This is a genomic window from uncultured Bradyrhizobium sp., from assembly GCF_936928535.1.
Taxonomy (GTDB): Bacteria; Pseudomonadota; Alphaproteobacteria; order Rhizobiales; family Xanthobacteraceae; genus Bradyrhizobium.
The window spans coordinates 121778-145381 of sequence record NZ_CAKZHY010000095.1 but is presented as its reverse complement, the minus strand read 5'-3'; the positions used below and the strand labels follow the sequence as shown (position 1 = coordinate 145381).

General features: G+C 63.4%; 26 protein-coding genes and 1 pseudogene. 10 read left to right on the top strand and 17 right to left on the bottom strand.

All coding sequences use genetic code 11. The features are described from left to right. Positions 1-8: 8 nt before the first annotated feature. Positions 9-1673: a methanol/ethanol family PQQ-dependent dehydrogenase gene (locus Q0687_RS18145; protein WP_298879239.1), complete on the bottom strand. Its 1665-nt coding sequence runs from the start codon at positions 1671-1673 to the stop codon at positions 9-11. Between the two features lie 334 nt (positions 1674-2007). Between Q0687_RS18145 and Q0687_RS18140 the strand changes: the two genes are divergently transcribed. From Q0687_RS18140 to Q0687_RS18125, 4 genes are all read left to right on the top strand, one after another. Further along, the gene (locus tag Q0687_RS18140) at positions 2008-2400 is read left to right on the top strand and encodes an EF-hand domain-containing protein (protein ID WP_298879236.1); all 393 of its coding nucleotides are present in this window, start codon (positions 2008-2010) and stop codon (positions 2398-2400) included. A 171-nt stretch (positions 2401-2571) separates the two neighbouring features. Next, positions 2572-2652 carry a pyrroloquinoline quinone precursor peptide PqqA gene (gene pqqA, locus Q0687_RS18135; RefSeq protein WP_012029362.1) on the top strand — a complete coding sequence of 27 codons (81 nt, stop codon included), beginning with the start codon at positions 2572-2574 and terminating at the stop codon, positions 2650-2652. A 24-nt stretch (positions 2653-2676) separates the two neighbouring features. Next, complete coding sequence (locus Q0687_RS18130; protein WP_363323956.1) at positions 2677-3582, top strand: hypothetical protein; 906 nt, start codon at positions 2677-2679, stop codon at positions 3580-3582. A 104-nt stretch (positions 3583-3686) separates the two neighbouring features. Next, a complete protein-coding gene (locus Q0687_RS18125) occupies positions 3687-3896 on the top strand; it encodes a hypothetical protein (RefSeq protein ID WP_298879230.1) in 210 nt (69 codons plus the stop codon). Positions 3897-3902: 6 nt separating this feature from the next. Here the strand turns inward: Q0687_RS18125 and Q0687_RS18120 are convergent, their stop codons facing one another. Genes Q0687_RS18120 through Q0687_RS18105 form a run of 4 tightly spaced genes read right to left on the bottom strand, consistent with a single transcriptional unit; the run spans position 3903 to position 6718 of the window. Next, complete coding sequence (locus Q0687_RS18120) at positions 3903-4256, bottom strand: hypothetical protein (protein WP_298879229.1); 354 nt, start codon at positions 4254-4256, stop codon at positions 3903-3905. A 48-nt stretch (positions 4257-4304) separates the two neighbouring features. Beyond that, complete coding sequence (locus tag Q0687_RS18115) at positions 4305-5015, bottom strand: ATP-binding cassette domain-containing protein (RefSeq protein WP_298879226.1); 711 nt, start codon at positions 5013-5015, stop codon at positions 4305-4307. Next, positions 5005-5742, bottom strand: coding sequence for an ABC transporter permease subunit (locus Q0687_RS18110; protein WP_298879223.1), 738 nt, complete (start codon positions 5740-5742; stop codon positions 5005-5007). The genes Q0687_RS18115 and Q0687_RS18110 overlap by 11 nt, the downstream gene beginning before the upstream one ends. Before the next feature lies 1 nt (position 5743). After that, entirely contained in the window at positions 5744-6718 is a 975-nt protein-coding gene (locus Q0687_RS18105) for an ABC transporter substrate-binding protein (protein WP_298879499.1), read from the bottom strand. Positions 6719-6804: 86 nt separating this feature from the next. On the opposite strand from Q0687_RS18105, the gene Q0687_RS18100 reads away from it, so the two are divergent. After that, a complete protein-coding gene (locus tag Q0687_RS18100; protein WP_298879220.1) occupies positions 6805-7164 on the top strand; it encodes a hypothetical protein in 360 nt (119 codons plus the stop codon). Between the two features lie 99 nt (positions 7165-7263). Here Q0687_RS18100 and Q0687_RS18095 read toward each other — a convergent pair whose 3' ends face one another. Both Q0687_RS18095 and Q0687_RS18090 read right to left on the bottom strand, forming a co-directional pair. Beyond that, positions 7264-8082, bottom strand: coding sequence for a quinoprotein dehydrogenase-associated SoxYZ-like carrier (locus Q0687_RS18095; RefSeq protein WP_298879218.1), 819 nt, complete (start codon positions 8080-8082; stop codon positions 7264-7266). Between the two features lie 53 nt (positions 8083-8135). Beyond that, the gene (locus tag Q0687_RS18090) at positions 8136-9041 is read right to left on the bottom strand and encodes a quinoprotein relay system zinc metallohydrolase 2 (protein WP_298879498.1); all 906 of its coding nucleotides are present in this window, start codon (positions 9039-9041) and stop codon (positions 8136-8138) included. 191 nt (positions 9042-9232) lie between these two features. Here Q0687_RS18090 and Q0687_RS18085 point away from each other — a divergent pair, with 191 nt between their 5' ends. After that, the gene (locus Q0687_RS18085) at positions 9233-10066 is read left to right on the top strand and encodes a substrate-binding domain-containing protein (RefSeq protein WP_298879496.1); all 834 of its coding nucleotides are present in this window, start codon (positions 9233-9235) and stop codon (positions 10064-10066) included. After that, a complete protein-coding gene (locus tag Q0687_RS18080; RefSeq protein ID WP_298879215.1) occupies positions 10063-10650 on the top strand; it encodes a PQQ-dependent catabolism-associated CXXCW motif protein in 588 nt (195 codons plus the stop codon). The genes Q0687_RS18085 and Q0687_RS18080 overlap by 4 nt, the downstream gene beginning before the upstream one ends. Positions 10651-10831: 181 nt before the next feature. Here the strand turns inward: Q0687_RS18080 and Q0687_RS18075 are convergent, their stop codons facing one another. The 6 genes from Q0687_RS18075 to Q0687_RS18050 all read right to left on the bottom strand — a co-directional run bounded on the left by Q0687_RS18075 (position 10832) and on the right by Q0687_RS18050 (position 15674). Further along, the gene (locus Q0687_RS18075; RefSeq protein WP_298879212.1) at positions 10832-11131 is read right to left on the bottom strand and encodes a copper-binding protein; all 300 of its coding nucleotides are present in this window, start codon (positions 11129-11131) and stop codon (positions 10832-10834) included. 134 nt (positions 11132-11265) lie between these two features. Further along, on the bottom strand, positions 11266-11880 hold the full coding sequence (locus Q0687_RS18070; RefSeq protein ID WP_298879210.1) for a hypothetical protein: 615 nt from the start codon (positions 11878-11880) through the stop codon (positions 11266-11268). Beyond that, positions 11877-12725, bottom strand: coding sequence for an ABC transporter permease (locus Q0687_RS18065; RefSeq protein WP_298879208.1), 849 nt, complete (start codon positions 12723-12725; stop codon positions 11877-11879). Before Q0687_RS18065 ends, Q0687_RS18070 begins: the two co-directional genes overlap by 4 nt. Then, a complete protein-coding gene (locus Q0687_RS18060) occupies positions 12722-13528 on the bottom strand; it encodes an ABC transporter ATP-binding protein (RefSeq protein ID WP_298879206.1) in 807 nt (268 codons plus the stop codon). The genes Q0687_RS18065 and Q0687_RS18060 overlap by 4 nt, the downstream gene beginning before the upstream one ends. Further along, positions 13525-14508: a YVTN family beta-propeller repeat protein gene (locus Q0687_RS18055; protein ID WP_298879204.1), complete on the bottom strand. Its 984-nt coding sequence runs from the start codon at positions 14506-14508 to the stop codon at positions 13525-13527. The genes Q0687_RS18060 and Q0687_RS18055 overlap by 4 nt, the downstream gene beginning before the upstream one ends. Next, positions 14493-15674: an ABC transporter substrate-binding protein gene (locus Q0687_RS18050; RefSeq protein WP_298879203.1), complete on the bottom strand. Its 1182-nt coding sequence runs from the start codon at positions 15672-15674 to the stop codon at positions 14493-14495. Before Q0687_RS18050 ends, Q0687_RS18055 begins: the two co-directional genes overlap by 16 nt. Positions 15675-15802: 128 nt before the next feature. On the opposite strand from Q0687_RS18050, the gene Q0687_RS18045 reads away from it, so the two are divergent. Beyond that, entirely contained in the window at positions 15803-16303 is a 501-nt protein-coding gene (locus Q0687_RS18045) for a DUF3280 domain-containing protein (protein ID WP_298879201.1), read from the top strand. 145 nt (positions 16304-16448) lie between these two features. On the opposite strand, the gene fghA is transcribed toward Q0687_RS18045, so the two are convergent. After that, positions 16449-17294, bottom strand: coding sequence for an S-formylglutathione hydrolase (fghA, locus tag Q0687_RS18040; protein WP_298879199.1), 846 nt, complete (start codon positions 17292-17294; stop codon positions 16449-16451). A 72-nt stretch (positions 17295-17366) separates the two neighbouring features. Continuing rightward, positions 17367-17987, bottom strand: a complete 621-nt coding sequence (locus Q0687_RS18035; RefSeq protein ID WP_298879197.1) for a response regulator transcription factor — start codon at positions 17985-17987, stop codon at positions 17367-17369. Positions 17988-18172: 185 nt separating this feature from the next. Here Q0687_RS18035 and Q0687_RS18030 point away from each other — a divergent pair, with 185 nt between their 5' ends. Continuing rightward, complete coding sequence (locus Q0687_RS18030; protein WP_298879195.1) at positions 18173-19531, top strand: histidine kinase; 1359 nt, start codon at positions 18173-18175, stop codon at positions 19529-19531. 178 nt (positions 19532-19709) lie between these two features. Next, a complete protein-coding gene (locus tag Q0687_RS18025) occupies positions 19710-22178 on the top strand; it encodes a TonB-dependent receptor (protein ID WP_298879193.1) in 2469 nt (822 codons plus the stop codon). 32 nt (positions 22179-22210) lie between these two features. On the opposite strand, the pseudogene Q0687_RS18020 reads toward Q0687_RS18025, so the two are convergent. Together Q0687_RS18020 and Q0687_RS18015 are read right to left on the bottom strand one after the other, a co-directional pair. After that, positions 22211-22333, bottom strand: a pseudogene (locus tag Q0687_RS18020) (transposase); the annotation flags it as partial. A gap of 462 nt (positions 22334-22795) precedes the next feature. Beyond that, a complete protein-coding gene (locus tag Q0687_RS18015; protein WP_298879494.1) occupies positions 22796-23530 on the bottom strand; it encodes a GntR family transcriptional regulator in 735 nt (244 codons plus the stop codon). Positions 23531-23604 lie beyond the last annotated feature (74 nt).

The following is a 23604-nucleotide window of genomic DNA, read 5'->3' as shown; positions in this document are numbered from 1 at the left end:
TCTTGCCGTTACTGCTTCACCGCAAAGACCCACAGCGATCCGCCGGGCGGCACCTTGGCCAGACGTTCGTCGCCGGAGAACAGCGAGTAGACGCCGCCGTAGCCGGATGTGACGGCGACATACTGCACGCCGTCCTGCTGCCAGGTCACCGGTTGTCCCTCGATGCCGGAGCCGGTCTGGAACTGCCAGAGCTTCTTGCCGCTGTCGGCGTCGAAGGCCTCGAACTCGCCGGTCAGCGCGCCCGTGAAGACGACGCCGCCCGCGGTCGACAGCACGCCGGAGAAGCGCGGGATGTCGCTGGCCGCCTCCCACTTCGCCTTGCCGGTCATCGGATCGATCGCCTTCAGATGGCCGCGCGCGCCGTCACCCCATTCCCAGGGATCGGTCAGGTCCATGCCGAGATACCATTCACCCTGCTTGAAGGTGACAGGCTCCGACTTGTACTTGCCGCCGAAGGCGAGCGTGTTGGCGTAGGCAAGGCCCGTCTGCGGATTGAACGACATCGGCTCCCAGTTCTTGCCGCCGAGGATCGACGGATAGACGGTGACCTTCTTGCCGTCGCGGGCGTCCTTGACGACGTCGGTCTCGATCGGCTTGCCCGTCTTCAGGTCGACGCCGGTTGCCCAATTCACCTTCACGTAAGGATTGGCGGCGAGCACCTTTCCGTTGGTGCGGTCGAGCACGTAGAAGAAGCCGTTGCGGTTGGCATCCATCAGCACCTTGGTCGGCTTGCCCTCGACATTCATGTCGGCGAGGACCATCTCGGCCACCGAGTCATAGTCGAACGGGTTGTTCGGCGAGAACTGGTAGTGCCACTTGATCTTGCCGGTCTTGGGATCCATCGCCAGCACGGAGCAGGTGTAGAGATTGTCGCCGGGACGCACGGCTGCGTTGAACGGGCCGGGATTGCCGATGCCCCAATAGACCGTGTTCAGCTCGGGATCATAGGACCCCGTGATCCAGGTCGAGCCGCCACCGAGCTTCCAGGTGTCGCCCTTCCAGGTGTCGCCGCCGGGCTCGTCCGGCGAGGGGACGGAATGGGTGCGCCAGAGGTGCTTGCCCGTTGCCGGATCCCAGCCGTCGATGAAGCCGCGGGTGCCGAATTCTGCACCGGAGATGCCGGTGATGACGACGCCGTCAGCAACCAGCGGGGCGACCGTCATCGAGTAGCCTTCCTTGATGTCGGCCGCCTTCTGCCGCCACAGCTCCTTGCCGTCCTTGATGTCGATCGCAATGACGTTGGCATCCAGCGTGGTGCGGAACAGCTTGCCGTCGAACAGGGCGCCGCCGCGGTTGATGATGCCGCAGCAGACGATGCGCGGGGTCTCCGCCGGATATTCGATCTTGGATTTCCAGATCTGCTTGCCGGTCTTGGCGTCCACCGCCATGGTCGCATTGTGAGAGGTCACATAGATCACGCCCTGGTAGACCAGCGGCTGCGATTCCTCGCTGCGATCGTCGTTGAGGGAGTAATTCCAGACCGGGACGAGATTCTTGACGGTGTCTTTATTGATCTGGTTCAGCGTCGAGAAGCGCTGAAGATTGTAGCCCATCCCGTAGTTGAGAACGTTCGACGTATCGGTTGCGCCTTTGACCAATTGATCGGTCGTCTGTGCGCTCGCAACCGAGCATGCGGAGATGACGAGGCTCGCGGCCATCGCAAAACGTTTCATCCGTTCCTCCAAATATGCGCGCCTTTTGACGCTGCGATTGCAACACTCGGTCGGAAAGCAAAAACCGTCAATACGAAAGTCGAAAGCGCGCTGCTGATAGCTTGGACGCCAGATGCCAGGCTTGATGCGGTAATTCCCGGCGTTTCCTGCGCGTCTTGCGCGAATGCGCTGCATCAATTTCCGTGGCGCGAAGATTGGTGTCGCAAGAAAATTCTTGGCGGTGCCCCGGTTTCGTCGGGGTGACCATGGCAATTCGAGTTGAACCGAGGCCGGCTTGCGGACTTATGCTGTCGCGATCCCCGGCGAATCGGGGCTCATGATCAGGGAGGTCAAAATGATATCGCGTCGCTCAGTTGCGCTTGCGCTCACATTTGCCGTGGTGTCCGGCCCGGCCTGGTCGGCCTCCGGCAGCGCGCTCAAGATGTTCGACACCGACAACGATGGAACGCTCGACCTGGCCGAGGTGAAGAAGGCCGCAGCCGCGCTGTTCGCCAAGCTCGATCCGGACCATGACGGTACGCTCGATGTACGCGAATTGCGCGGACGGTTATCGGCGAAAGAACTCGCCGCCGCGGACCCCGATCATGATGGTACGCTGACGCTCGATGAATATCTCGCCGTTGTGGAGCAGCGTTTCAACGCGGCAAATCCCGACAAGGACGGCACGCTCGACGCCAAAGAGCTGAATTCGCGTGCAGGGCGCGCATTGCTGCGATTGTTGCACTGAGGCCGGCCGCGCTTGACTGGGAGCGAAGGCGGTTTGCCCGAGAGCGAAATTTGCGTGTGTTACGCGATACTTCGCTGTGTCCGCAGTCCGATTCCAGACTTGCGCTGTGCTTGAGGCAGCCCTAGGTTTTGCCCGGCGCGATGTCGCGCTCAAGAGTTGGGGAGACCCCGAATGGCCTGGAAAGCTCCGAAGATCGTGGAAGTGCCGGTCGGCATGGAAATCAACATGTACGCCTGCGCTGCGCGCAAGTAAGACTGACGACCCGCCACGGCTTCGATGGCAGATGCCCTCGGAGCCGTGGTAGTGTTCTGCATGCGCTTTGGGGGCTCCACATTCTGGACTGCGGTTGCGTGCATGGTCGCGCTCGCGCCATCAAGCGCAGGCGCCGAAGAGGGCTTCGACACCGAGCACATTTTCGGCTTCATGATCGGCAGCGACGTCGGCAATCCCGGCGAGCGCGAATTGCAGACCGAGACCACCGGGCGTTTCGGCAAAGGCAGCGGCACCTACCGCGCGCTCAGCCAACAGGTCGAGATTGAAGTCGTCCCGCTGCCGAATTTTCGCGTCGAAGTCGGCGGCACCGCGACGCTGCACGACATCACCGGCGTCCCCGATATCGATGATCGTCGCCAGTTCAATTTCCAGGGCCTCTCGCTCGATTTGCGCTACCGCCTGCTGGACCGCGAGACCGCGCCGTTCGGCTTCACAGTCGCGGCCGAGACCCACGGCGATCGCATCGACGAGGTCAGCGGCGCCAAGGGGCGGATGTACGGCACCGATTTCACGCTCGCCTTCGATCGCGAGCTGATTCCGAACTTCGTGATCGGCGCGCTCAATCTGATCTACCAGCCGGAATGGGCGCGCTTCGAGGTCTCAGGACTGTCGGAGAAGAGCTCGACCATCGGCGCCGCCTTCGCCGGCATGGTGCGTGTGCGTCCGGATATCCTGCTCGGCGGCGAGCTGCGCTACTTCCGCCAATATGAAGGCATTGGCCTTGGCGAGTTCTCAGGCCAGGCCCTGTTCGTCGGACCGACAGCCTATTTCCAGATCTCCGAGCAATCGCGGCTGACCCTGAGCTGGAGCATGCAGGCCTGGGGCCGTCCGGCCGGATCGGGGGCCAACCTCGACCTCGTCAATTTCGAGCGCCACCAGGCGCGGATCGTGTTCGGGATTAACTTCTAGTTGAGCGGTTCCCCGTTCGTTTCTCACGCTCGTTTGAAACTTCCAGCTGCGGGAATCGTAGCCCTTTGTGCTAGTCTCAATCGCTTCCGCGCGAGGATCCCGGCATGAATCCGATCGACCTGGTGGTGACTGTGTGTGCGGTGCTCTCGCCTGCGACCTGCGAGGAGCAGCATCTGGTGTTCAACTTTGGCGGCTCGCCGGCGCAATGCTCGATGGCCGCACCGCCCTATATCGCGCAATGGATCGGTGATCACCCGAAATGGCAGGCGGTGCGCTGGCGCTGTGAATATCCGCACACGCACGACAAGGCGTGAGGCGCGTTACTTCGTGCAGTCCTTCAGATCCTTGTCGGCGATCGAGAACACAGCGTCGGCCTTGATCTCGATGTCGCGGACGATGCATTGGCGTGAATTGGGATAGCTGACCTTGGCATCATAACGGCCGGGCTCGACGCCGGTGATGCGCAGCCGTTCGTCGTGGTCGACCTCCTTGTCCTTGTCGTTCAGGCACTGGTTCGGGCCCCAATCGGTCTTTCCTGATGGGGCGAGCTGGAAGCCGGAGATCGTCTCGCTGGTCAAATTCCAGAGCCGGATGCCCTTGCCCTTGGTCTGCGCGAGCGCCATGCCCGGCATTGCAACCAACAGGATGCCGATTGCAATCAGCTGACGGCGCATGGTGACCTCCCCAGGACAATCTCTGACGACGCAGTTGACCACGAGTTCTCATTTCGATTCAAGCAGCAAGGCCGCAAGCTCCGCCCTGATCCTGGCGAGCTCGACCTCGCTGCGCTCTGCGCGCGGCATCGAGATCGGCACCTCCTGCACGATGCGTGCGGGGCGCGACGACAGGAAGAACAGGCGGTCGCCGAGGCGGATGGCGTCGTCGAGACTATGGGTGACGAGCAGCGTCATCACGGCACGGCTTGCCACCAGCGTCGCGATCTCGTCGCGCAGGCGGCCGGCGAGCGCATCGTCGAGGGAGGCGAGGGGCTCGTCGAGCACCAGCAGATCGGGTTCGACTGCGAAGGCGCGGGCGAGCGCGACGCGGCGGGCGAGGCCCAGCGACAATTCGCCGGGAAAGTGGTTGCGGTGCGCTTCCAGCTCGAGGATCCTGAATAGCTCCGAAAGCTTGGCATCGGTAATTTCAGGCGCAGCAAGCCGCACATTCTGCTCGACCGATCGCCACGGTAACAGCCGCGGCTCCTGGAACACCATGCCGATCCGCGCCTCCGGTGGGCGCGCGACATGGCCCTCGAACTCGCGGTCGAGCCCGAGGATGATGCGCAGCATCGTGCTCTTGCCGCAGCCGGAGGGGCCGATCAGCACGCCGACTTCGCCGGACTGCAGCGCGAATTTCAGCGGAGCCAGCACCTCGTGCGGTCCGCCCGCAGCGCTCCGGTAGGTCTTGCCTGTGATCTCGACCTCAAGCCGCACGGGGCCGCCACCGCGTTGCGCGGGCCTCGAACGGCTGCACCAGCGCCGTCTCGATCACGAGCACGACCGCGGCGAAAGTCAGGGAATAGGCGAGCAGGCGCGGCGTGTCGAATAGCTGGAAGGCGACGCCGATCTCGAAACCGACGCCGTTCGGCCGTCCCAGCAGCTCGGCGACCAGCACGATCTTCCACACCAGCGACAGGCCGGAGCGGGCCGAGGCCGCGATATAGGGTGCAAGCTGCGGCAGCACGACATGGCGGAATGCGCGCCAGCGCGGCATCGCAAAGACCGCCGCCATCTCGTCGAGTGAACGGTCGAGAGCACGCGTGCCTTCGCGCAAGGTGACGACCGCGGTCGGCAGCTTGTTGATGGCGATCGCTGCGATCGCCGCGGCCTCGGTGAGCCCGGCCCAGATATAGGCCAGCACGATCACCACCAGCGCCGGCAGATTGAGCAGCAGGATCAGCCAGGGATCGCCGAGCCGGTCGGCGAGCTTCACCCGTCCCATCAAATAGCCGATGGCGCTGCCGAGCGACATCGCCAGCACGAAAGCGAGCGCGACGCGCGCGAGCGTGGCGCCGAGATGCAGGAACAGCGCGCCGCTCGCGGCTTCCGTGAGGATGACGTGGAAGACGACAGGCGGGGCGGGCAGTTTCGCACCGCCGACGAACAGCGCGGCGATCCACCAGATCGCAAGCAACAGGGCGATCGACAGAAGGCGCAGCACCTCAGTCTCCGAGCACGGCGTGATAGAAGGTGCCGGGATCGATCTCCGCCGCCGGTCCCACCAGATCGTGGCCGCCGATCTCGGCCAGCACGCGATAGAGCACGCGCGCATCCGCCTCCTCGTCATTGATGCTCCGGCGCGGAATGCCGTCGCGATAGCGATCGCGGTATGTCCTGAGCATGGCCGGATCGGTCGTGCCGGTGAGCGGGGCGATCTTGTCCCAGGCTGCATCCGAGGTGACCAGCAGCTGCTTGGCCTTGCGGGTCATGGCGATGAACCGCGTCACAGCGTCGCGATGGCTCGCGGCCCAGCCCTCATCGAAGACATAACCGACGGCGGAGACCGCGCCCTTGGCGCCGAGTTTCGGCAAGATCTCCTCGATGCCGGCAAGGCGCCTGAAACCCTTGGCCTCGAGCTGGGCGCAGAAATTCCAGAAATTCAGGCTCGCATCCATCTCGCCATCGAGCGCCTTGGCGGCGATCAGAGGCGGCGCGCCATAGACGATGGTCGCATCCGACTTGAGGTCGATGCCGTCCTGCTTCATGCGCGCCTGCAGCAGCAGCCAGCTCTTGTCGATCGGGCCGCCGCCGACGCCGAGCTTGTGGCCCTTCAGATCGGCGAGCGTCTTGATTGGTGAGGATGCCGGCACCATCACCGCGCCGAGTGCGCTGGAATAGGGATAGAAGGTCAGCTTGGCGCCGAGCGCGCGCTCGCGCGACACCCAGAGCCAATCCGACAGCATGATGTCGGCATTGCCGGCGCGCAGCGCGATCTTGCCGGCCTCGGGGCTGGCAAGCTCGGTGACCTCCAGCGACAGATCGGCCTCCTTGTCGAGACCGGCCTCGCGGATCGTTGCCAGTTCCCAGGAGAACGTTCCGGTCTTCTGCACCGCAAGGCGGATGGTGTCGGCGGCGTGGGCCGGCGTGCCCAGCACCAGCATCATCGCCGGCACTATGATTCGTGCCAAAACTCTCATCACCTTGTGAGCCATTTCCTCTAGAGAGTGCTTTTCAGGACAATACGCATAGCATAGCTTCCCTCGCAACCAGCGGGAGGATGCTCATGAGTTTTGCGGGACGGCTACGACCTGTTGTCGCTGCTGTGGTCGTGCTCGGGGCAACCGTGTGCGTGGCCAGGGGCGAAGAGGCCAACGATTATCCGACGTCGGCACGCGCGGAATATGTCTATGGCTGCATGAAAGCCAATGGCGAGACGCGGCAGGCCATCGAGCAATGCTCCTGCTCGATCGACGTGGTCGCCTCGATCGTTCCCTACGAGCGCTATGTCACTGCGGAAACCGCGCTCAGCATGTCCCAGGTTCGCGGCAATCTCGGCACCCAGTTCCGGACCTCCGAGCAGGCGAATGCGGCCGTGAATGATTTGCGCCGGGCGCAGGCCGAGGCCGAGGTGAGGTGTTTTTGATTTGGCACCGTCATTCCGGGGCGGCCCGCAGGACCGAACCCGGAATCTCGAGATTCCGGGTTCGCGCTGTGCGCGCCCCGGAATGACGGCGAGAGAGATTTACGTCCCCGACTTCTCCACGTCCCACTCGTTCCGGAACACATGCCCGTCCGTGTCTTTGGCTTCCGCGCGGAATCGCTTCGCGCCATTGGAGACGTAAGTGAAGCGCAGATTGGGATCTTCCGAGATCGAGATGCCGCCTTCCATCGACAGCACCGGGCTGCCGTCCTGCGTCAGCTTCAGCTGATTGATGAAGAAGGCGGGAATATAGAGCTGGGTCACCTGATCCATCTGCAGGCCGGAATTGTTGGGATGGCCGATCATGATCTGGGCCTCGCGGATGCGGCTCGCCGGCGCGTCCTCGCGCGCGAATTGCCGGTAGCGCATCTGGCCGAGGTGGTTCTGCGCCTCCTCGGCGTTCTTCCCAGCTGGTGCCGAGCAGCCGCCTGACGCCTTCACATAGGTCTTGGAGACGTAGAGCTGGCCGTCGCTGAGCTCGGCGACCGCATGCACGTCAGTGTAATTGTTGACGCGTACGCGCGTGGAGATTTCGCTGACATTGGCATCCGGCCCGAGATCGAATTTCGCGGCCATCGGTGCCGGATTGCGATCGATCACCAGCGTGATCGATCGGATGCGGCGGCTATCTGCGGGCGAGAGCTTGCTCCGCAGCGTCACCGGCACGATCGCCGCATCCTCGGCGCGATAGGGCATCTCGATGGCGATGACGTCGGCGCCATCATTCATCGGACGGTTGCTGAAGATGTCCTGCACCAGGCCGGGCCAGGGATCGTAAGCCTCTTCGGCGCTCGCAGGCGCGGCGAGGGCGATGCCGAGCAATGCGGCGACCAGGGGCAGGCGGCGTATGCATCCCATCATGATCAAGGTCCTCTGCGGACGACGCAGTTATCGAGACAAGGGTAGCGCGCCTGCTACTCCCATTCAATTTCAGAAAATGCTGCGGTTGCGTTGCGAGCGTTGTAATCGTCAAACAGTTCCCAACGCGATCGCTCGGTCGCGGCGGCCTTGTCGGCCGCGGTCCGGATCTGCTCGCCCTTCTTGTTGGAGGTACGGACGTCCGACAGCAGCGTCGAGAGGTAACGCTGTTCATCGGCCAAAGCGGCAGGCCAATCGCTCACAGGGCCGTGACCGGGAACGACGCGGACGGCGGGAACGGCCTCCAGCTCGTTCAGCAGGCCGAGCCAGCCGCGGATGCTGCCATCCATCACCGGAATGTGGCGGAGAAACACCAGATCGCCCGCGAACAGCGTCTTCGTGGTCCCGTCGAACACGGTCAGATCGTTGTCGCTGTGCGCGGCCGGCCATGCTCGCAAGGTCAGCTTGCGCGACCCCAGGTCGAGCGTCATCGTGTCCTTCACGAGCACCGTGGGCGGCACGATCTTCACGGGATCGATCAATTCGCCACCCATGATGCGCCGAAAATTGTCGAGATAGTACGGCCCGCGCGTCGCCAGCGCCTGTGGCAGCTTGCTGTGGCCGACGAAGCTGGTTCCATCAGCCACAAAGGCTGCGTTGCCGAAGACATGGTCGGGATGGCCGTGGGTGTTGATGACGTAGCGGATCGGCTTGTTGGTGTGGGCGCGCACCGCGGCCAGCAGCGCCTCGCCTTCGCGAAGGCTGCCGCCGGTATCGATTACGGCCACCGCATCCTCGCCGATGATGAAGCCGACATTGGCGATGTCGCCCGCGTTCTCGCGGGTCATCAGGGCGATAGCCCCGGAGTGCACGAAGATTCCGCTCGCGACTTCGCTCACAGGCAATTCGGCCGCCCCAGTGCGTGCTAGCGTCGCCGCTGCCAGCAGGGACAAGGCTACGATCTTTGACGTGAGATGCGACACTGTTCCGCCTCAGTTCGGGATTGACCGCATTGCACTGCAGCACAACAAGCCAGCGCCAAGTTTGGCAAATAGGATGCGTCCTGCGTTGCATGGATAGCATTCGAATGAAATGAGGAGGAAGCGCGATGGAGGCCGGACGACATCGTCGCTGGTTGTTTTTACTGTGCGTGATGGCGGCATCTTGTGCGATCGGCGGCGTCGCCCGCGCGCAGACTAATGACGGTGGCGATCTCTCGTTCGAGCTGGTCGACCCCAAGGTGCTGCGCGTTTGCGCCGATCCGCGCAACATGCCGTTCTCCAACGAGAAGGGCGAGGGCATCGAGAACAAGCTCGCCGAGCTGTTCGCCGACAAGCTCCAGAAGAAGCTCGACTATGTGTTCTTCCCGCAAGCGACAGGCTTCGTGCGCATGACGCTGGGTGCGCATCGCTGCGACGTCATCATGGGCTTTCCGCAAGGCGACGATATCGTGCAGGGCACCAATCCCTATTACCGCACGACCTATGCTCTGGTCGCCAAATCAGGCAGCGGGCTCGAGGATGTCGACACGCTCGAGGATCCGAAGCTGAAGGGCAAGCATGTCGGGATCGTCGCCGGCACGCCGCCGGCGACCAACATGGCGATCGCAGGCCTGATGAGCGACGCCAAGCCCTATCCGCTGATGATCGACACGCGCTACGACAATTCGGCGCAGGCGATGATCGACGACCTCACCTCGGGGAAAATCGATGCGGGCGTGTTGTGGGGGCCGATGGCGGGATACTACGCCAAGAAAGCCGGCTCGCTGCACGTGACTCCGCTGGTGAAGGAAACCACCGGGCCAAAACTGGTCTATCGCATCGGCATGGGCGTGCGCGCCGCGGACCAGAACTGGAAGCGCCAGCTGAACAAGCTGATCCAGGAGAACCAGGGCGAGATCAACAAGATCCTGATCGACTTCGGCGTGCCCCTGCTGGACGAGAACGATCGGCCGCTCGGCACGGAGGCGGCCAAGAAGGCGCCATGAGATGGCCTGTTGCCGCTGCGCTGGTCGCCGCCATGCTGGCGGTGCAAGTGTCGGCGCAGCAAGTGTCGGCGCAGCAAGATCAGGCGCGGCAGCAGGAGCCGTTCGAGCCGGAGGGCTATCGCACCGACAATTACCGCGCGCCGGTGCCGGCGACGCTGGAAGGCGCGCGCGTGCTCTCGACGGCGGAGGCCGAGACGATCTGGCGGTCGAAGAGCGGTGCTTTCATCGACGTGCTTCCGCGCGCGCCGAAGCCGAAGAACCTCCCCGCGGGCACCGTTTGGCGCGATACGCCGCGGAAAAACATTCCCGGCAGCCTCTGGTTGCCCGACACCGGCTACGGCGCGCTGCCGCCTTCAATGGATGATTATTTGCAACGCGGGCTCAGGCAGGCCTCGCACGGCGACAAGGCCGCGCTGCTCGTCATCTATTGCCTCGCCGATTGCTGGATGTCCTGGAACGCCGCCAAGCGCGCGCTGGCTTACGGCTATACCAACGTCGCCTGGTACCCCGAGGGGACCGACGGATGGGAGCAAGCGAAGCTACCCACGGAGGAGGCGCAGCCGGAGCCGCGGCCCGAGCAGTAGCTCTCTCCACGTCATTGCGAGCGCAGCGAAGCAATCCAGAATCTCTCCGCGAAGGGAGCCTGGATTGCTTCGTCGCATCAGCGCAAAATTGCTACGCAATTTTGTCGCGAGCTCCTCGCAATGACGATCTGCAAGCAGAATGGCCTACATCGACCATCCGGACTGCGGCGAAAATCCCGCCTTACTGCTTCTGCAGCTTCGTCAGCGTGCTCGAGCCATCCGTATCGGTCGCGGTGTACGTGACCCTGTCGCCGGCGTGGACGGCATCCAGCATCGCGGTGTCCTTGGCCTTGTACTGCTGGAGCGCGCCGGCGCCGCCCGCACTGCCGCCGACCGTGCCCTTCTGCATCTGCTGAATTGAGATCGTGTTGTTGAGCCTGTTGATGCTGGTGACCATTCCGGTCATGTCGTCAGCAAAGGCGCTTGATGCGAGCATGGTGATGGCTGCAGCGCTCGCGAGGATGAATTTTGCTGTTCCCATCGTGCCCTCCCGGCGTTTACGATTCAGGGACAAGCCATCCTAGATCGATTTGGTTCCGGCAGATAGCGCGGCAAACATTAACGATGGCCTTGATATCGCGGGAACTTTTATGAAAGCCGTCAGCAGGGCTGACGCTATTCCATTTCCTGCTGGATGACGCGCCCGAGCGCGAACAGGCGCTGGTCGATCGTGGTCGGAACCTCGCAGACGAAGCGCACCACCTTCCGGCGGTCCTCGAAAATGCGGGTCTCCCAGATCAGCTGGTTGCTCATGGTATCGACCTTGGTGTCGTCCCGCGGCGTGGAGTCCTGGAGCGCCTGGAGCTGGATGGTTTCCTCGCGGATCTTGTCGGCGGCCTCGCGCTGCTTATGGCTGACGCGTTCCAGCCCGCTCATGACCTGGGAGCGCTGGGCGTTCAGCGTGTCGAACAGGCCTGCGAACAGCAGCTTTGCGTTGGTGCTCTTGTCGGCGGCGGAGCCGGCCAGGAAATCCTTCACGGATTTCTCGGCCTCGTCCAGCGGCGTCTTGCGCGCCGCGAGCTTTCCGACCAGCGCAGTGATCTTGCTGTCGTCCTTCCACTTGGTCTCGGCGTCGCCGAGCTCCGGGCCGGCCCAGACCGCGGCCAGCGAAATCTCGGGAACCTTGGCCTGCGCACACGGCCAGTTGGGATAGCGCGGATCGGCGGCGCGCGCGGCGGTGGCGGAGACCGCGAACGCAAGAGCCGCTATAGCGAGTGTCCGAACCGTCATCCTTCGCCTCCCGCCGGCCCGCGCCGTGCCAGCCCGCGCGAGGGATCATAGGCGAAAATCGCGCCGACCATGAAGACGATTGTGCAGGCTCCGACCACGGCGAGGGAGATCCAGTTGATCTGCCCATACAGTGCGAAGCGGATCAGCTCGACCGCATGGGTGAACGGATTGGCCTGACAGACATAGTAGAGATAGGGGCTGCCCTCCTGCACCCGCCAGAGCGGGTACAGAGCGGAGGAAGCGAAGAACATCGGGAAGATGACGAAGTTCATCACGCCGGCAAAATTCTCGAGCTGCTTGATGCCGGAGGAGATCAGCATGCCGAGCGAACCCAGCATCAGCCCTGACAAAATCAGCGCCGGCAGCACGGTGAGGTAGCCGATCGGCGGCGGCGTGATGTCCCAGAACCAGGCGATGATGAGGAATGCATAGACCTGCAGCAGCGACACCGCGGTGCCGGCGAGCAGCTTGCAGAACAGCAGGAAGCCGCGCGGCAACGGGCTCACCAGCAGCGTGCGCATATTGCCCATCTCGCGGTCGTAGACCATGGAGAGCGAGGACTGCATGCCGTTGAACAGCTGGATCATCGCCACCAGTCCCGGCGCGATGAAGACCTCGTAGAGGATGTAGGTCTCGTAAGGCGGGATGATGGAGATGCCGAGCACCTGGCGGAAGCCGGCCGCGAAGATGAACAGCCACACCAAGGGCCGCACCAGCGCCGAGACGAAACGCTCGCGCTGATGCAGGAAGCGCAGGCCCTCACGCCAGACGATGCCGGTCAGGCAGGTCATGTACTCCTGGAACGAGAAGCCGCGCGGCACCTCGCGCGTGGTGATGCTGCTCATGCGCCACCTCCGGGCATGATTTGCGCGCCGGTCAGGCGCATGAAGGCGGTGTTGACGTCCTGCGCGCCGGCCTCGGCGATGACGCGGCCCATTGGGCCCTGCGCCAGCACCTTGCCCTGATGCAGCACCACGAGATCGTCATTGGGCATGATCTCGTCGAACAGATGCGTGGCCCAGAGCACGCCGATGCCTTGCTCGGTCACGAGCTGGCGGACATGGCTGATGATGTCGGCGCGTGCCTTGACGTCAAGGCCGACGGTCGGCTCGTCCAGCAAGAGCAGCCGCGGCCGGTGCAGCAGCGCACGGGCGATCTCCAGTCGCCGCATCTGCCCGCCGGAGAGATCGCGCACCTTGCTGCCGGCACGATCCGAAAGACCAATGCGTGCGAGCAACTCGGCGCTGCGCGCGGCGGCCTCGCGCCTGGTGATGCCGTGCAGGGCCGCGTGATAGAGCAGGTTCTGCGTCAGTGACAAATCGAGATCGAGCGTGCGCGGCTGGAACACCACGCCGAGCAGGCGCAGCGCCTCGCCGGGACTCCTGCTGACGTCATGGCCGAAAATGCCGACGCGGCCAGTCTGGATGCCGAACAGGCGCGTGATCAGCGAGAACAGCGTGCTCTTGCCGGCGCCGTTGAGGCCGAGCAGGGCGGTGAAGCTTGCCGGCTGTACGTTGAACGAGACGTCGATCAGCGCCCGGCGCGGGCCGTAGGCATGGCTGACGCCGTCGATCGACAGCGCCGGCACCGTTGCCGGATCAGGCTTCGGCATCTCCAGTGGTTCGGCGATGGGGGCGGGGCTGGTCATGGCGCGATCGTGATGCCCCAGGGCAGTTCGCCCACCTGAATGGTCTTGATCACCTTCTGCGCGGCAACGTCGATGACGGAGACATCGTTGGAGACGCCATTGGTGGTGAGCAGGTATTTTTCGTCAGGCGTGAACGCCATGTGCCAGACACGCTGTCCCACCAGCAGATATTTCGTCACCTTGCGCGTGGCGGTGTCGACCACCGCGATGCGGTTGGCGGGGCCGAGCGCGACGAAGGCGGTCTTGTCGTCCTTGGTCATGCCGATGCCGACCGGCTGGATCGCCTCTTTCCTCAAGCCGGGAATCTCGAATGTAACCTTGCCGATCACCTCATGCTTGCCGGGATCGATGACCGACACCGTGCCACCGATCTCGGAGGAGACCCACAATTCGGACGAGTCATGTTTGAACTCGGCAAAGCGCGGCCGCGGATCGACCAGGACGTTGGCGACGATCTGGCGCGACGACGTGTCGATGAAATGCGCCATGTTGGTCGTCTCGGAGGTATTGATCAGGGTCTTGCCATCAGGGCTGATGGTCATGCCTTCGGGCTCGACACCGACCTGGATGTCGCCGAGGCGGGCGCGCTTCTCCAGATCGATCACGGTCACCGTGTTGTCGTTCTCATTCGCGACATAGAGCGTCTTGCCGGCGGCATCCTGCGTGAACAATTCGGGGTCGGGGCCGGAGGGAAGGGTGTCGACGATCGCTTGAGCCTTGGCGTCGATCACCTGGATGGTGTCGTCGTCACCGACCGCGACCATCACGAATTTGCCATCGCGGGTGAACTCGATGCCGCGCGGGCGTTGGCCGACCTTGATGGTCTTGGTCACGGTCCAGCTGTCGGTGTCGATCACCGAGACCGTGTTGCTCTTCTCGTTCGAGACATAGGCGACGAACGCATGCGCGGGCGTTGCCGCCAGCATTAGTCCGGCGAGAAGCCCGGCACGCAACATCAATGTCCTCATTTCAGCTTGCATTTGCTCTCCGGGCGATCGTAGCCGAGCGTGTCGAGCTCGGAGACCTGGTGCAGAAATCCTTCCTGCGGCGACACCGACACCACCATGCGGCCGTCGACCAGCAGGATCGGCTGCCGCAGCTGGAGATTCCAGTCGCGCAAGGTCAGCCTCGTGCCCTTGAAGGCGGCGATCTCGAAATTCGGTCCCTTGATGAAGTCGGTGACTTTCTTAACGTCGCCGGAATTGGTCCGCGAGGTGGCTTCACCGATCATGCGCACCGCCGTCCAGGCCTGCATGTCAAGCGCGGACATGCGGCGCGCGTTCAGCTTCATGAAGCGGTTCTGCATCTGTGTCGCGCCCCACTGGTCCTGGGCAGCGTCCCAGCTGCGCGGCACGAGGCCCGCCGAGCCGGCGACAGGGCGAGGATCCCAGGTGCGATAGGGCAGATAGGCGGCGAACACTTCGCTTTCGTCGGCGGCGACCAGCACATCATAAGCGGGCGCCTGTTGCGTGAACACCGGCATCTGCCGCTGGATCAGCGTGACGCCGCTATCGGTGCGGCGTGCCCCGCCCTTGTCTTCGAAGGTGCGCTCCTGCACGATCTTGGCGCCGAACCGCGTCGCGGCGCGGCGGAGCGCGTCGGCATAGAGCTTGTCCTCGTCATGGGAGCCGACCACCAGCAGCCAGCGCGACCATTTCTTCCACACCAGATACTGGCCGAGCGCATCCGCCAGCATCGAGCGCGTCGGTGCGGTGTGGATCACATTGGCGCGGCAATCGGCCTCGCGCAGCCGCTCGTCGATGGCACCGGCGTTGAACAGCAGCGTGCCGCGGTCGCGCAAGGCATCGGCCACTTTTAGAAGCGCATCGGCCGGGAGGTCGGCGACGATGAAACCGTTCTTCTCGGCGAGCGCGCTCGCGGCCTGGACCGGATCCTCGCCTTCCCTGATGCGGTGCTCCTCCAGCGTGAAGCGCTGGCCGAGGAATTTGCCCGTGGTGTTGTTGTCCTCGATCGCAAGCTTCGCGCCGGCGACACCTTCATTCTCGGCCGGCTGCTCGACCAGCGATAGTGTCGCTCTGGTGCCGGCGACGCCGAGATAGCCGACGCCGATCGTAACAGGGTCGGCCGCGAGCGCTTGCGCCGCTGCCAGACACAGGCCGATCGGGCCCAGCAACCATCGGATCATGCTTCCTCCGCAACGTTCTCCCCGGCTTGACCGCAGGTGGAGAATTGTTTCTCTTCAAGCATGACCGATTTGGCAGGGCTTGCAACCCCGCATTTGGTCGTCGCGACACCACAGGCGGAATCACGATCATGCGAGCGCTGATATGTTTCGCGGCTTTGCTGCTGACGGGGTCGCAGGCAGCCGCCGATCCGCCGAAGCTTGCCATCTTCGATTTCGAGCTGATCGACACCAGCTTGCCTGGCGAGTTCTATGGCTCCAAGCCGGAAGAGGCGCGGCTTACGTTGATCAGCGACCAGCTGCGCAAGGAACTGACTGACTCAGGTAAGTTCCAGGTGCTCGATATCGCGCCGGTCAGGGATGCCGCCCATCACAGCAATCTGCAGGCCTGCGGCGGCTGCGATCTCAAGCTTGCCGGACAATTGGGCGCCGACCTCGAGATTACAGGCATGGTGCAGAAGGTCTCGAACCTGATCATCAATCTCAACATCTATCTGCGCGACGTGAAGACCGGCCACATGATCACCGCGGCAAGCGCCGATATGCGCGGCAATACCGATGAATCCTGGTCACGCACGATGAGCTATCTGATCCGCAACCGCTTGCTGGCGCCGAATTACGGCAAGCCGTGAGATATTTCTCTCCGCGAGTCGGGAATTGTAGGGTGGGCAAACGCGCACTTGCGCCGTGCCCACGATCAATCAATGATTCGAGGGAAATCGTGGGCACGCTTCGCTTTGCCCACCCTACGATACTGCAGTCGCGGGGGAAGCTTTGTCACCCCTTCAACCTCTCCGCATGCCAGTGCAGATGGTCGCTCATGAAGGTCGAAATGAAATAATAGCTGTGGTCATAGCCCGGCTGGCGCCGCAGCGTCAGCGGGATGCCCGCCTTGGTGCAGGCGGCCTGGAGCAGCTCGGGCTTGAGCTGTTCTTTCAGGAAATTATCGGCCTCGCCGACATCGACCAGGAAGCCGGAATATTTCGCGCCATCCTCGATCAGCGCCACGGTATCATGGTTGCGCCAGGCCTCCTTGTTCGGCCCGAGATAGCCAGTCAGCGCCTTGGTGCCCCACGGCACCTGAGACGGTGCCACGATCGGGGCAAAGGCGCTGGCGGCGCGGTAACGATGCGGGTTGCGCAGCGCCACCGTCAGCGCACCGTGGCCGCCCATGGAATGGCCCATGATCGATTGCCGCTTGGCATCGACGGGAAAATTTCCCGCCACGACCTTGGGCAGCTCGTCGGTGACGTAGCTCCACATGCGGTAATTGCGTGCGAACGGCTCTTGCGTGGCGTCGACATAGAAGCCGGCGCCGAGGCCGAAATCATAGGCATTGTTGGCGTCGCCGGGCACGTCGGGCCCGCGCGGCGAGGTGTCGGGCGCGACGAAGATCAGGCCGAGCTCGGCGCAGGCTCTGCGGAATTCGCCCTTCTCAGTGACGTTGGCATGGGTGCAGGTGAGGCCGGAGAGATACCAGACCACGGGAAGCGTGGCGCCCTCGGCATGCGGCGGAACATAGACCGAGAACACCATGTCGGTTCCGGTCGCCTGGCTCGCATGGCGGTACACGCCCTGCACGCCGCCATAGGATCTGTTCGTCGAGACAGTCTGGATCGTCATGCCTGGGTGCTCCGTGGCATCGCGCCACATCGAGAATGCTATGGATGTGTGACCGAAATTTGTGGCGCGCTTCTACGCCACGCCGCTGTCGATCGCCAGCCGCACCAGCTCGACCGAGGTCTTCACCCCAAGCTTCTGGCGCATGATCGAGGAGGTGTTGGCGACCGTCTTGTAGGACGATTGCACCAGCCAGGCGATCTCCGACAGGCTTTTTCCGGCGCTGAGCAGCCGCAGGATCTCCATCTCGCGCGCGTTCAGCTTCGACAGCGGGCTCTGCGCCAGCGTCGGTCCTGCAAAGGCGATGCTGCGCGCGATCGCGCTCGGAAGGTAGGTGCCGCCGCTGCCGACGGTGCGGATTGCTTCCACGAGGTCATCGGGGTCGCCGGTCTTGGAGACATAGCCCTTGGCGCCGCATTCGATGGCACGGGCAGCGAAGGCCGGGTCGTCGTTCATGCTGAACATGATGATGCGGGCTTCTGGCGCGCGCTCGAGGATGCGGCGCGCGAGCTCGAAGCCGGAGACGGTCGGGAGATTGATGTCGATGACGCAGAGGTCGGGGCGCTCGACGATGAAGATGCTCTCGCCGTCTTCGGCGTCGGCGGCTTCCAGAATCTCGATCTCGCCCTCGTCGGCCAGCACGGCGCGGCAGCCGGAGGCGACAATGGGATGATCGTCGACGATCAGAATGCGCATAGGCGTTCCCCGTGACAGCGCCGGCCTTTATGTTCGCGCCGCATGGTGCCAAACGAGGAAAGCTGTCCGGTCATGCAACCCGGCCGGGATTGCTGTACGCTTCCGATTAGATATCGGGCGCTTTGCCCCTGTCAACGCTACCGGACAGGCGCGGGCGACCCTTTGGCGGGGCACGGGCGAAAGCAATGTGGCAAAATCTTTCCTTGCGCGGGCGCATCAACCTCCTGCTGGCGCTGCTGCTTGCGCTCGGGCTCGCGGTCAACATCGCCCGCCAGGTCGCGGAGGCGGGTCCGCGCGTTCAGGCCGAGGACCAGAGCGTGATCCGGCTGGCACGCGAGTTCATCGAGATGATCGTTGCCGATCTCAACGAGGCGCCGGATCCCGATGCCAGGCTGAACCAGATCGCGCACGACCTGAACCGCCTGCGCCATGTCAGCATCGCGCTTCGCGATGCCGGAGGTAACCCGCTGACACCCCCGCGTTCTGATGCGGATGACGATACGCCCGGCCCGCCGGCCTGGTTCGTCAGCCTGGTTCATCCCGAGCAGACCGCCGTCAGCGTGCCGGTCTCGGTTCATGGCAAGCCCGGCTCGCTGGTGATCACCTCGCATCCCAACGACGAGATCGCCGAGATCTGGGACGCCATCGTGACACAGCTCGAGGTCGGATCAGTGATCGCATTGGTGCTCTTCCTGGTGATGATGACGGTCGTCGGCCGGGCGCTTGCGCCGCTGGAATCGCTGGCACAGACGATGGGTGAGCTCGAGAGCGGGCATTATGATGCGCGCGTTGCGCCCGGCGGCGCGCCGGAGCTCGCTGCGATCTGCACCAGGCTCAATCATCTGGGGGCGACGCTCGGCGAGGCGGTCGAGGACAAGCGTCGCCTTGCCGAGCGCGCGGTGTCGCTCCAGGACGTCGAGCGCAAGGAGATCGCGCGCGAGCTGCATGACGAGTTCGGGCCCTATCTGTTCTCGCTGCGCGCGCATGCCAGCGCGCTCGCAAAGCTCGCCGACGGGCGCGCACCGAGCGCGGACGCCGTGCGAAAGCACGGCGGCGCGCTGCTGGAGCAGATCAACGCGCTGCAGCAGTTCACCCGCCGCGTGCTGGAGCGGTTGCGCCCCGTGGGCCTTGCCGAGCTTGGCCTTGGCAAGGCCCTGGAATCGCTGTCGCGGCTGTGGCGGGAATCGCACCCCGATGTCACCATCGAGACCACGATCTCGCCCGCGCTCGGCATTACGGGTGAGACCGCGGATCTCACCATCTATCGCGTCGTGCAGGAGGCCCTCACCAACGCGTTCCGCCATGCCGGCGCGACTGCGATCAATGTCGTGATCGAGCCCGCGGAGCAGCCCGGTCGCGATGGTCGTTTCTGTGCGCGTGTGCGGGTCAGCGACAACGGTCGCGGCATGGAGCCTGGCCAGAAGCTCGGCTTCGGCCTTGTCGGTATGCGCGAGCGCATTCTGGCACTCGGCGGCACGCTCAACGTCGCGTCCGGCGAGAGCGGCGTCACCGTCGAGGCGCTGGTTCCAACGACGGCGGCCTGATCGCGCCCGCTTCAAGCGGGAAATGTCCCGATCGGGAATAATTCCCGATTTGGTCGGGAAAATGGGTGCGGATATTGCCCGACCTTTTGTGGCTAGTGCGTGAGCTGCCGCCGATTACACTCGTCCCGACCATCAGGCGAAAACGAAAACAGCCGGTGGTGACTGTTGGGGCGAGGGAATGGGCAAGCCGGGGCACGCGCGAAATTTGCTGATGGCCTCGGTGTCGACCGGGCTGCTGTTCGGCATGGCATTCGCGAACGCCGCGCGCGCCGCGCAAGACGAGGAGACGAACGTCCAGAATCTGCCCGCGGTCGAAGTGGTGGCGCCGCAGCCGACTGCGCGTCGCGCGCCGTCGCGCCCCGTCGCGCGGACCGCTGCCAACGCCGGGAAGCCGAGGAGCAGTGGCAGGATCTACGTCTATCCGACAGCGCCCGGCACCGGCCGAGGTCTCGAGGTCGACAAGGTTCCCTCGGCGATCAACGCCGTCGACGCCAACCAGATCAGACGCACCGGCTCGCTCAACATCACCGATGCGCTGCGCGACAACATCGCGGGCGTCAGCATCAGCGAGGTCACCGGCAACCCGTTCCAGCCCAATGTCGAGTTTCGCGGCTTTATCGCCTCGCCCGTTACAGGCGCGCCGCAGGGCCTCGCCGTGTACCAGAACGGCCTGCGCATCAACGAAGCGTTTTCGGACGCCGTCAACTGGGACCTGATTCCGACCGCGGCGATCCGGTCGGCGACGCTGGTGACCAACAATCCCGCCTTCGGCCTCAACGCGCTCGGGGGCGCGATCAATCTGCAAATGAAGGATGGCTTCAGCTATCAGGGTACCGAGGTTGACGTCATGGGCGGCTCGTTCGGCCGCATCCAGGGCTCGACACAATGGGGCAAGCAGGTCGACCAGAACTACGCCGTCTACGCCGCGCTCGAAGGCCTGCACGACAACGGTTTTCGCAACTTCTCGCAATCGGACGTGCGGCGCTTCTACAGCGACGTCGGCTACAAGGCCGGCGACAGCGAATTCCACGTCAATATGGGCGTGGCCAAGAACGATTTTGGCGCTAACGCCACCGTGCCGGCCGAGCTGCTCAATAATTATTGGGGCGCGACCTACACGACCCCACAAACGACCTCCAACCGCGTCGGCTATCTCAACCTGACTGCCAAGGCGGATGCGACGCCGACCTGGACGCTCGAGGGCTCCGCGCATCTGCGTCGGTACGAGCAGAAGATCGTCGACGGCAATCCCACCAATGTCGTTGAGTGCACGGCGGACGCGACGCTGCTGTGCTTCGGCGACGGTGCAACGCCTGCAAATGGTCTCGACGGCACGCAGCTCGGCAATCCCTTCGCGCCAGGCACGATCCTCGGCGAGATCGACCGCAGCACGATCCGCTCGACCAGCTTCGGCGTTTCGGGGCAGGCCACCAACACCGATCAATTGTTCGGGCACGAGAACCGCTTCGTGATGGGCACGAGCTATGACGCCAGCACCACACGGTACGATGCCCTCGGCGAGATCGGGTCGATCGGAGAGAACTATGTCGTGAGTGGCAGCGGCGTCTTCCTGGGACCATCAGGCACGGTCGCGACCGGGCTTGCCGGTCCCGTCTCGCTGCGGACGGTCAATCAATATAACGGCCTGTATGCGACGGATACGTTCAATGTGACGGACGCCTTCGCGATCACGGGCGGCGGCCGCTTCAATGTGGCGCGCATCTCGCTGGAGGACCAGCTCGGCGCCGCGCTCAACGGCGACTACACCTACACAAGGTTCAATCCCGTGATCGGCGGCACCTACAAGATCACGTCGGAGCTGACCGCCTATGCCGGCTATTCCGAGGCCAACCGCGTGCCGACGCCGCTCGAGCTCGGCTGCGCCGATCCGAACAATCCCTGTCTCATCGCGGCGTTTCTGGTCTCCGATCCGCCGTTGAAGCAGGTCGTGTCCAAGACGGTGGAAGCGGGGCTGCGCGGCAGCAGGGAGCTGAGCATCGGCACGCTCGGCTGGAAGCTCGGCGGCTTCCGCGCCACCAACTATGACGACATCCTGGCCGTCCCCGTTCCTGACAGGACCGGCTTTGGCTATTTCACCAATGTCGGCAGGACGCGGCGGCAGGGGCTCGAGGCCGAGGTCAACATCAAGTCGCCAACGCTTCAATTCCAGGCGAGCTACACCTTCATCGATGCCCGCTTCCTCGACCCGTTGACGCTCGGCTCCAACAGTCCATTCGCCGATGCCGAGGGCAACATCCAGGTCTTGCCGGGCGACCAGATCCCCGCGATCCCGCGTCATCGCGTCAAGGTCGGTGTCGACTATGCCGTGACCGATGAGTGGAAGGTCGGCGGCAATGCGCTGTTCGTCTCCAGCCAATATCTGGTCGGCGATGAATCCAACCAATATTCGAAGCTGCCGTCCTACACCGTCTTCAACCTGCACACCTCCTACCAGGTCACCAAGAACGTCCAGCTCTACGGCAAGGTCGACAACGTCTTCGACAACAGGTACGCGACCTACGGGCAGTTCTTCGACACCGGCGCTCTGCCGAACTTCACCAACGGCGGAAATCCCTTTACCGATCCGCGCTCGCTGAGCCCGGCAAGGCCAAGGGCTTTCTACGCGGGTGCCCGGGTGACGTTCTAGGACGTAGGCTTGTGAGCGCCGAGCCCCCATAGCTAGATCGATGTGAGTTGGACGAAGGCAAGGTCATTGACGGCAAGTTTGTCGTAGAGCGACGCTACCTGACGACATTGCTTGATCCTGTTGAAGAACCGCTCAACTCGATTGCGAGCGCGATGTTTCTCGTCGGAGAGTTCGTCGCGGATGATTTGGTCCCTTCGTGAGGGATTTGAATCATGGCTGGGCAGTCAGGCTCAATGAGCCGCTGCCGACGGAATGGCCGGTGCCCGAAAGCGGACGCATTCTGGTCACTCTGAGTTTTGTCGAGTCTGACCCACGGCAGCCTAGTCGTTCTTACTCGTTGCAGACTTTGCGGCTTGTTCCTAGTGCTGGGCGCACCATCTGTATCGCCCTGTATGTTTCTAGTTTGAAGTAGAATTGTCGTAAGTTATTGTTAGAAACGGATTGAACCGCTCAGCGTCGACGCCTCGTTGCCGCGAGACGTTCAGATGATCCAAGCTCACACTAGGACGATCATCAGCTACCTGAGGTGCAACCAGCGGGGGGAACGAGATTCAATGTCGAGCCCCTTCAATTGCATGATGCCTGCAGACGGAATTGGCGCTGGCTCCGGCTCAAACTCAGTCGACCGCGAGGGCTGACCTTTTGCCTCTCATCGTAGTTCGGCCAGTAGCGTTCCGGGCTATCTGGCCTTTAGCCAATGTGAACGCGACGCACTCCTGGATGTGCCGGACGAGCACGTCTTTGGCGGTCCGGACGTCGCGCTTGAGGGCGCATTCGAGTAACGCGCGATGCTCGCGCGCGGTGACCTCACCGCGAAAGACGACGGCGATAATCAGGTAACGCAGATATTTATCGAAAACGGCCGAATGCGTATCGAGCAGCACCTTCGAGCCGCAGGCCGATAGCAGCGCATGATGGAATTCGAAATCGTAGCGCTTCCAGACGTCGGCACCCGTGCGGTTGCCCGCGAGCAGGCGTGCCTCCACCACGGAAAGCTTGTGATGCGCCGCTACAACCCGTCCTTCCCAATCCATATCGCCGCCTGCAAACGATGCCTCCAACGCATGGCTCTCCAAGAGCTGACGCAGGTTCGCAACCTCCTTGAAGTTCTGAACCGAGATGGGCGCCACCTCGAAGCCGCGCGCGCCTTCGGCAACAATCAGTCCTTCCGAAGTCAGTCGGTTGAGGAGCTCGCGTAGCGTGCTGACACTGACGCCGTAGGTCTCCTTCAGCGCGTCGAGCTTGAGCCTTTGCGAAGGCTCGAGAGTCCCGGCGATGATGTCGTCCCGGATCCGGCGGTAAGCCCTTTCGCCAGCCGTTTCGACGAGCGTCCGATGTTGGTCGCCGCGCATGATCAACTGATGATCTCCGCTTCATATGACGATTATATTTTTGACCATTGAACCGCCGATCGCAAGAGGGATAA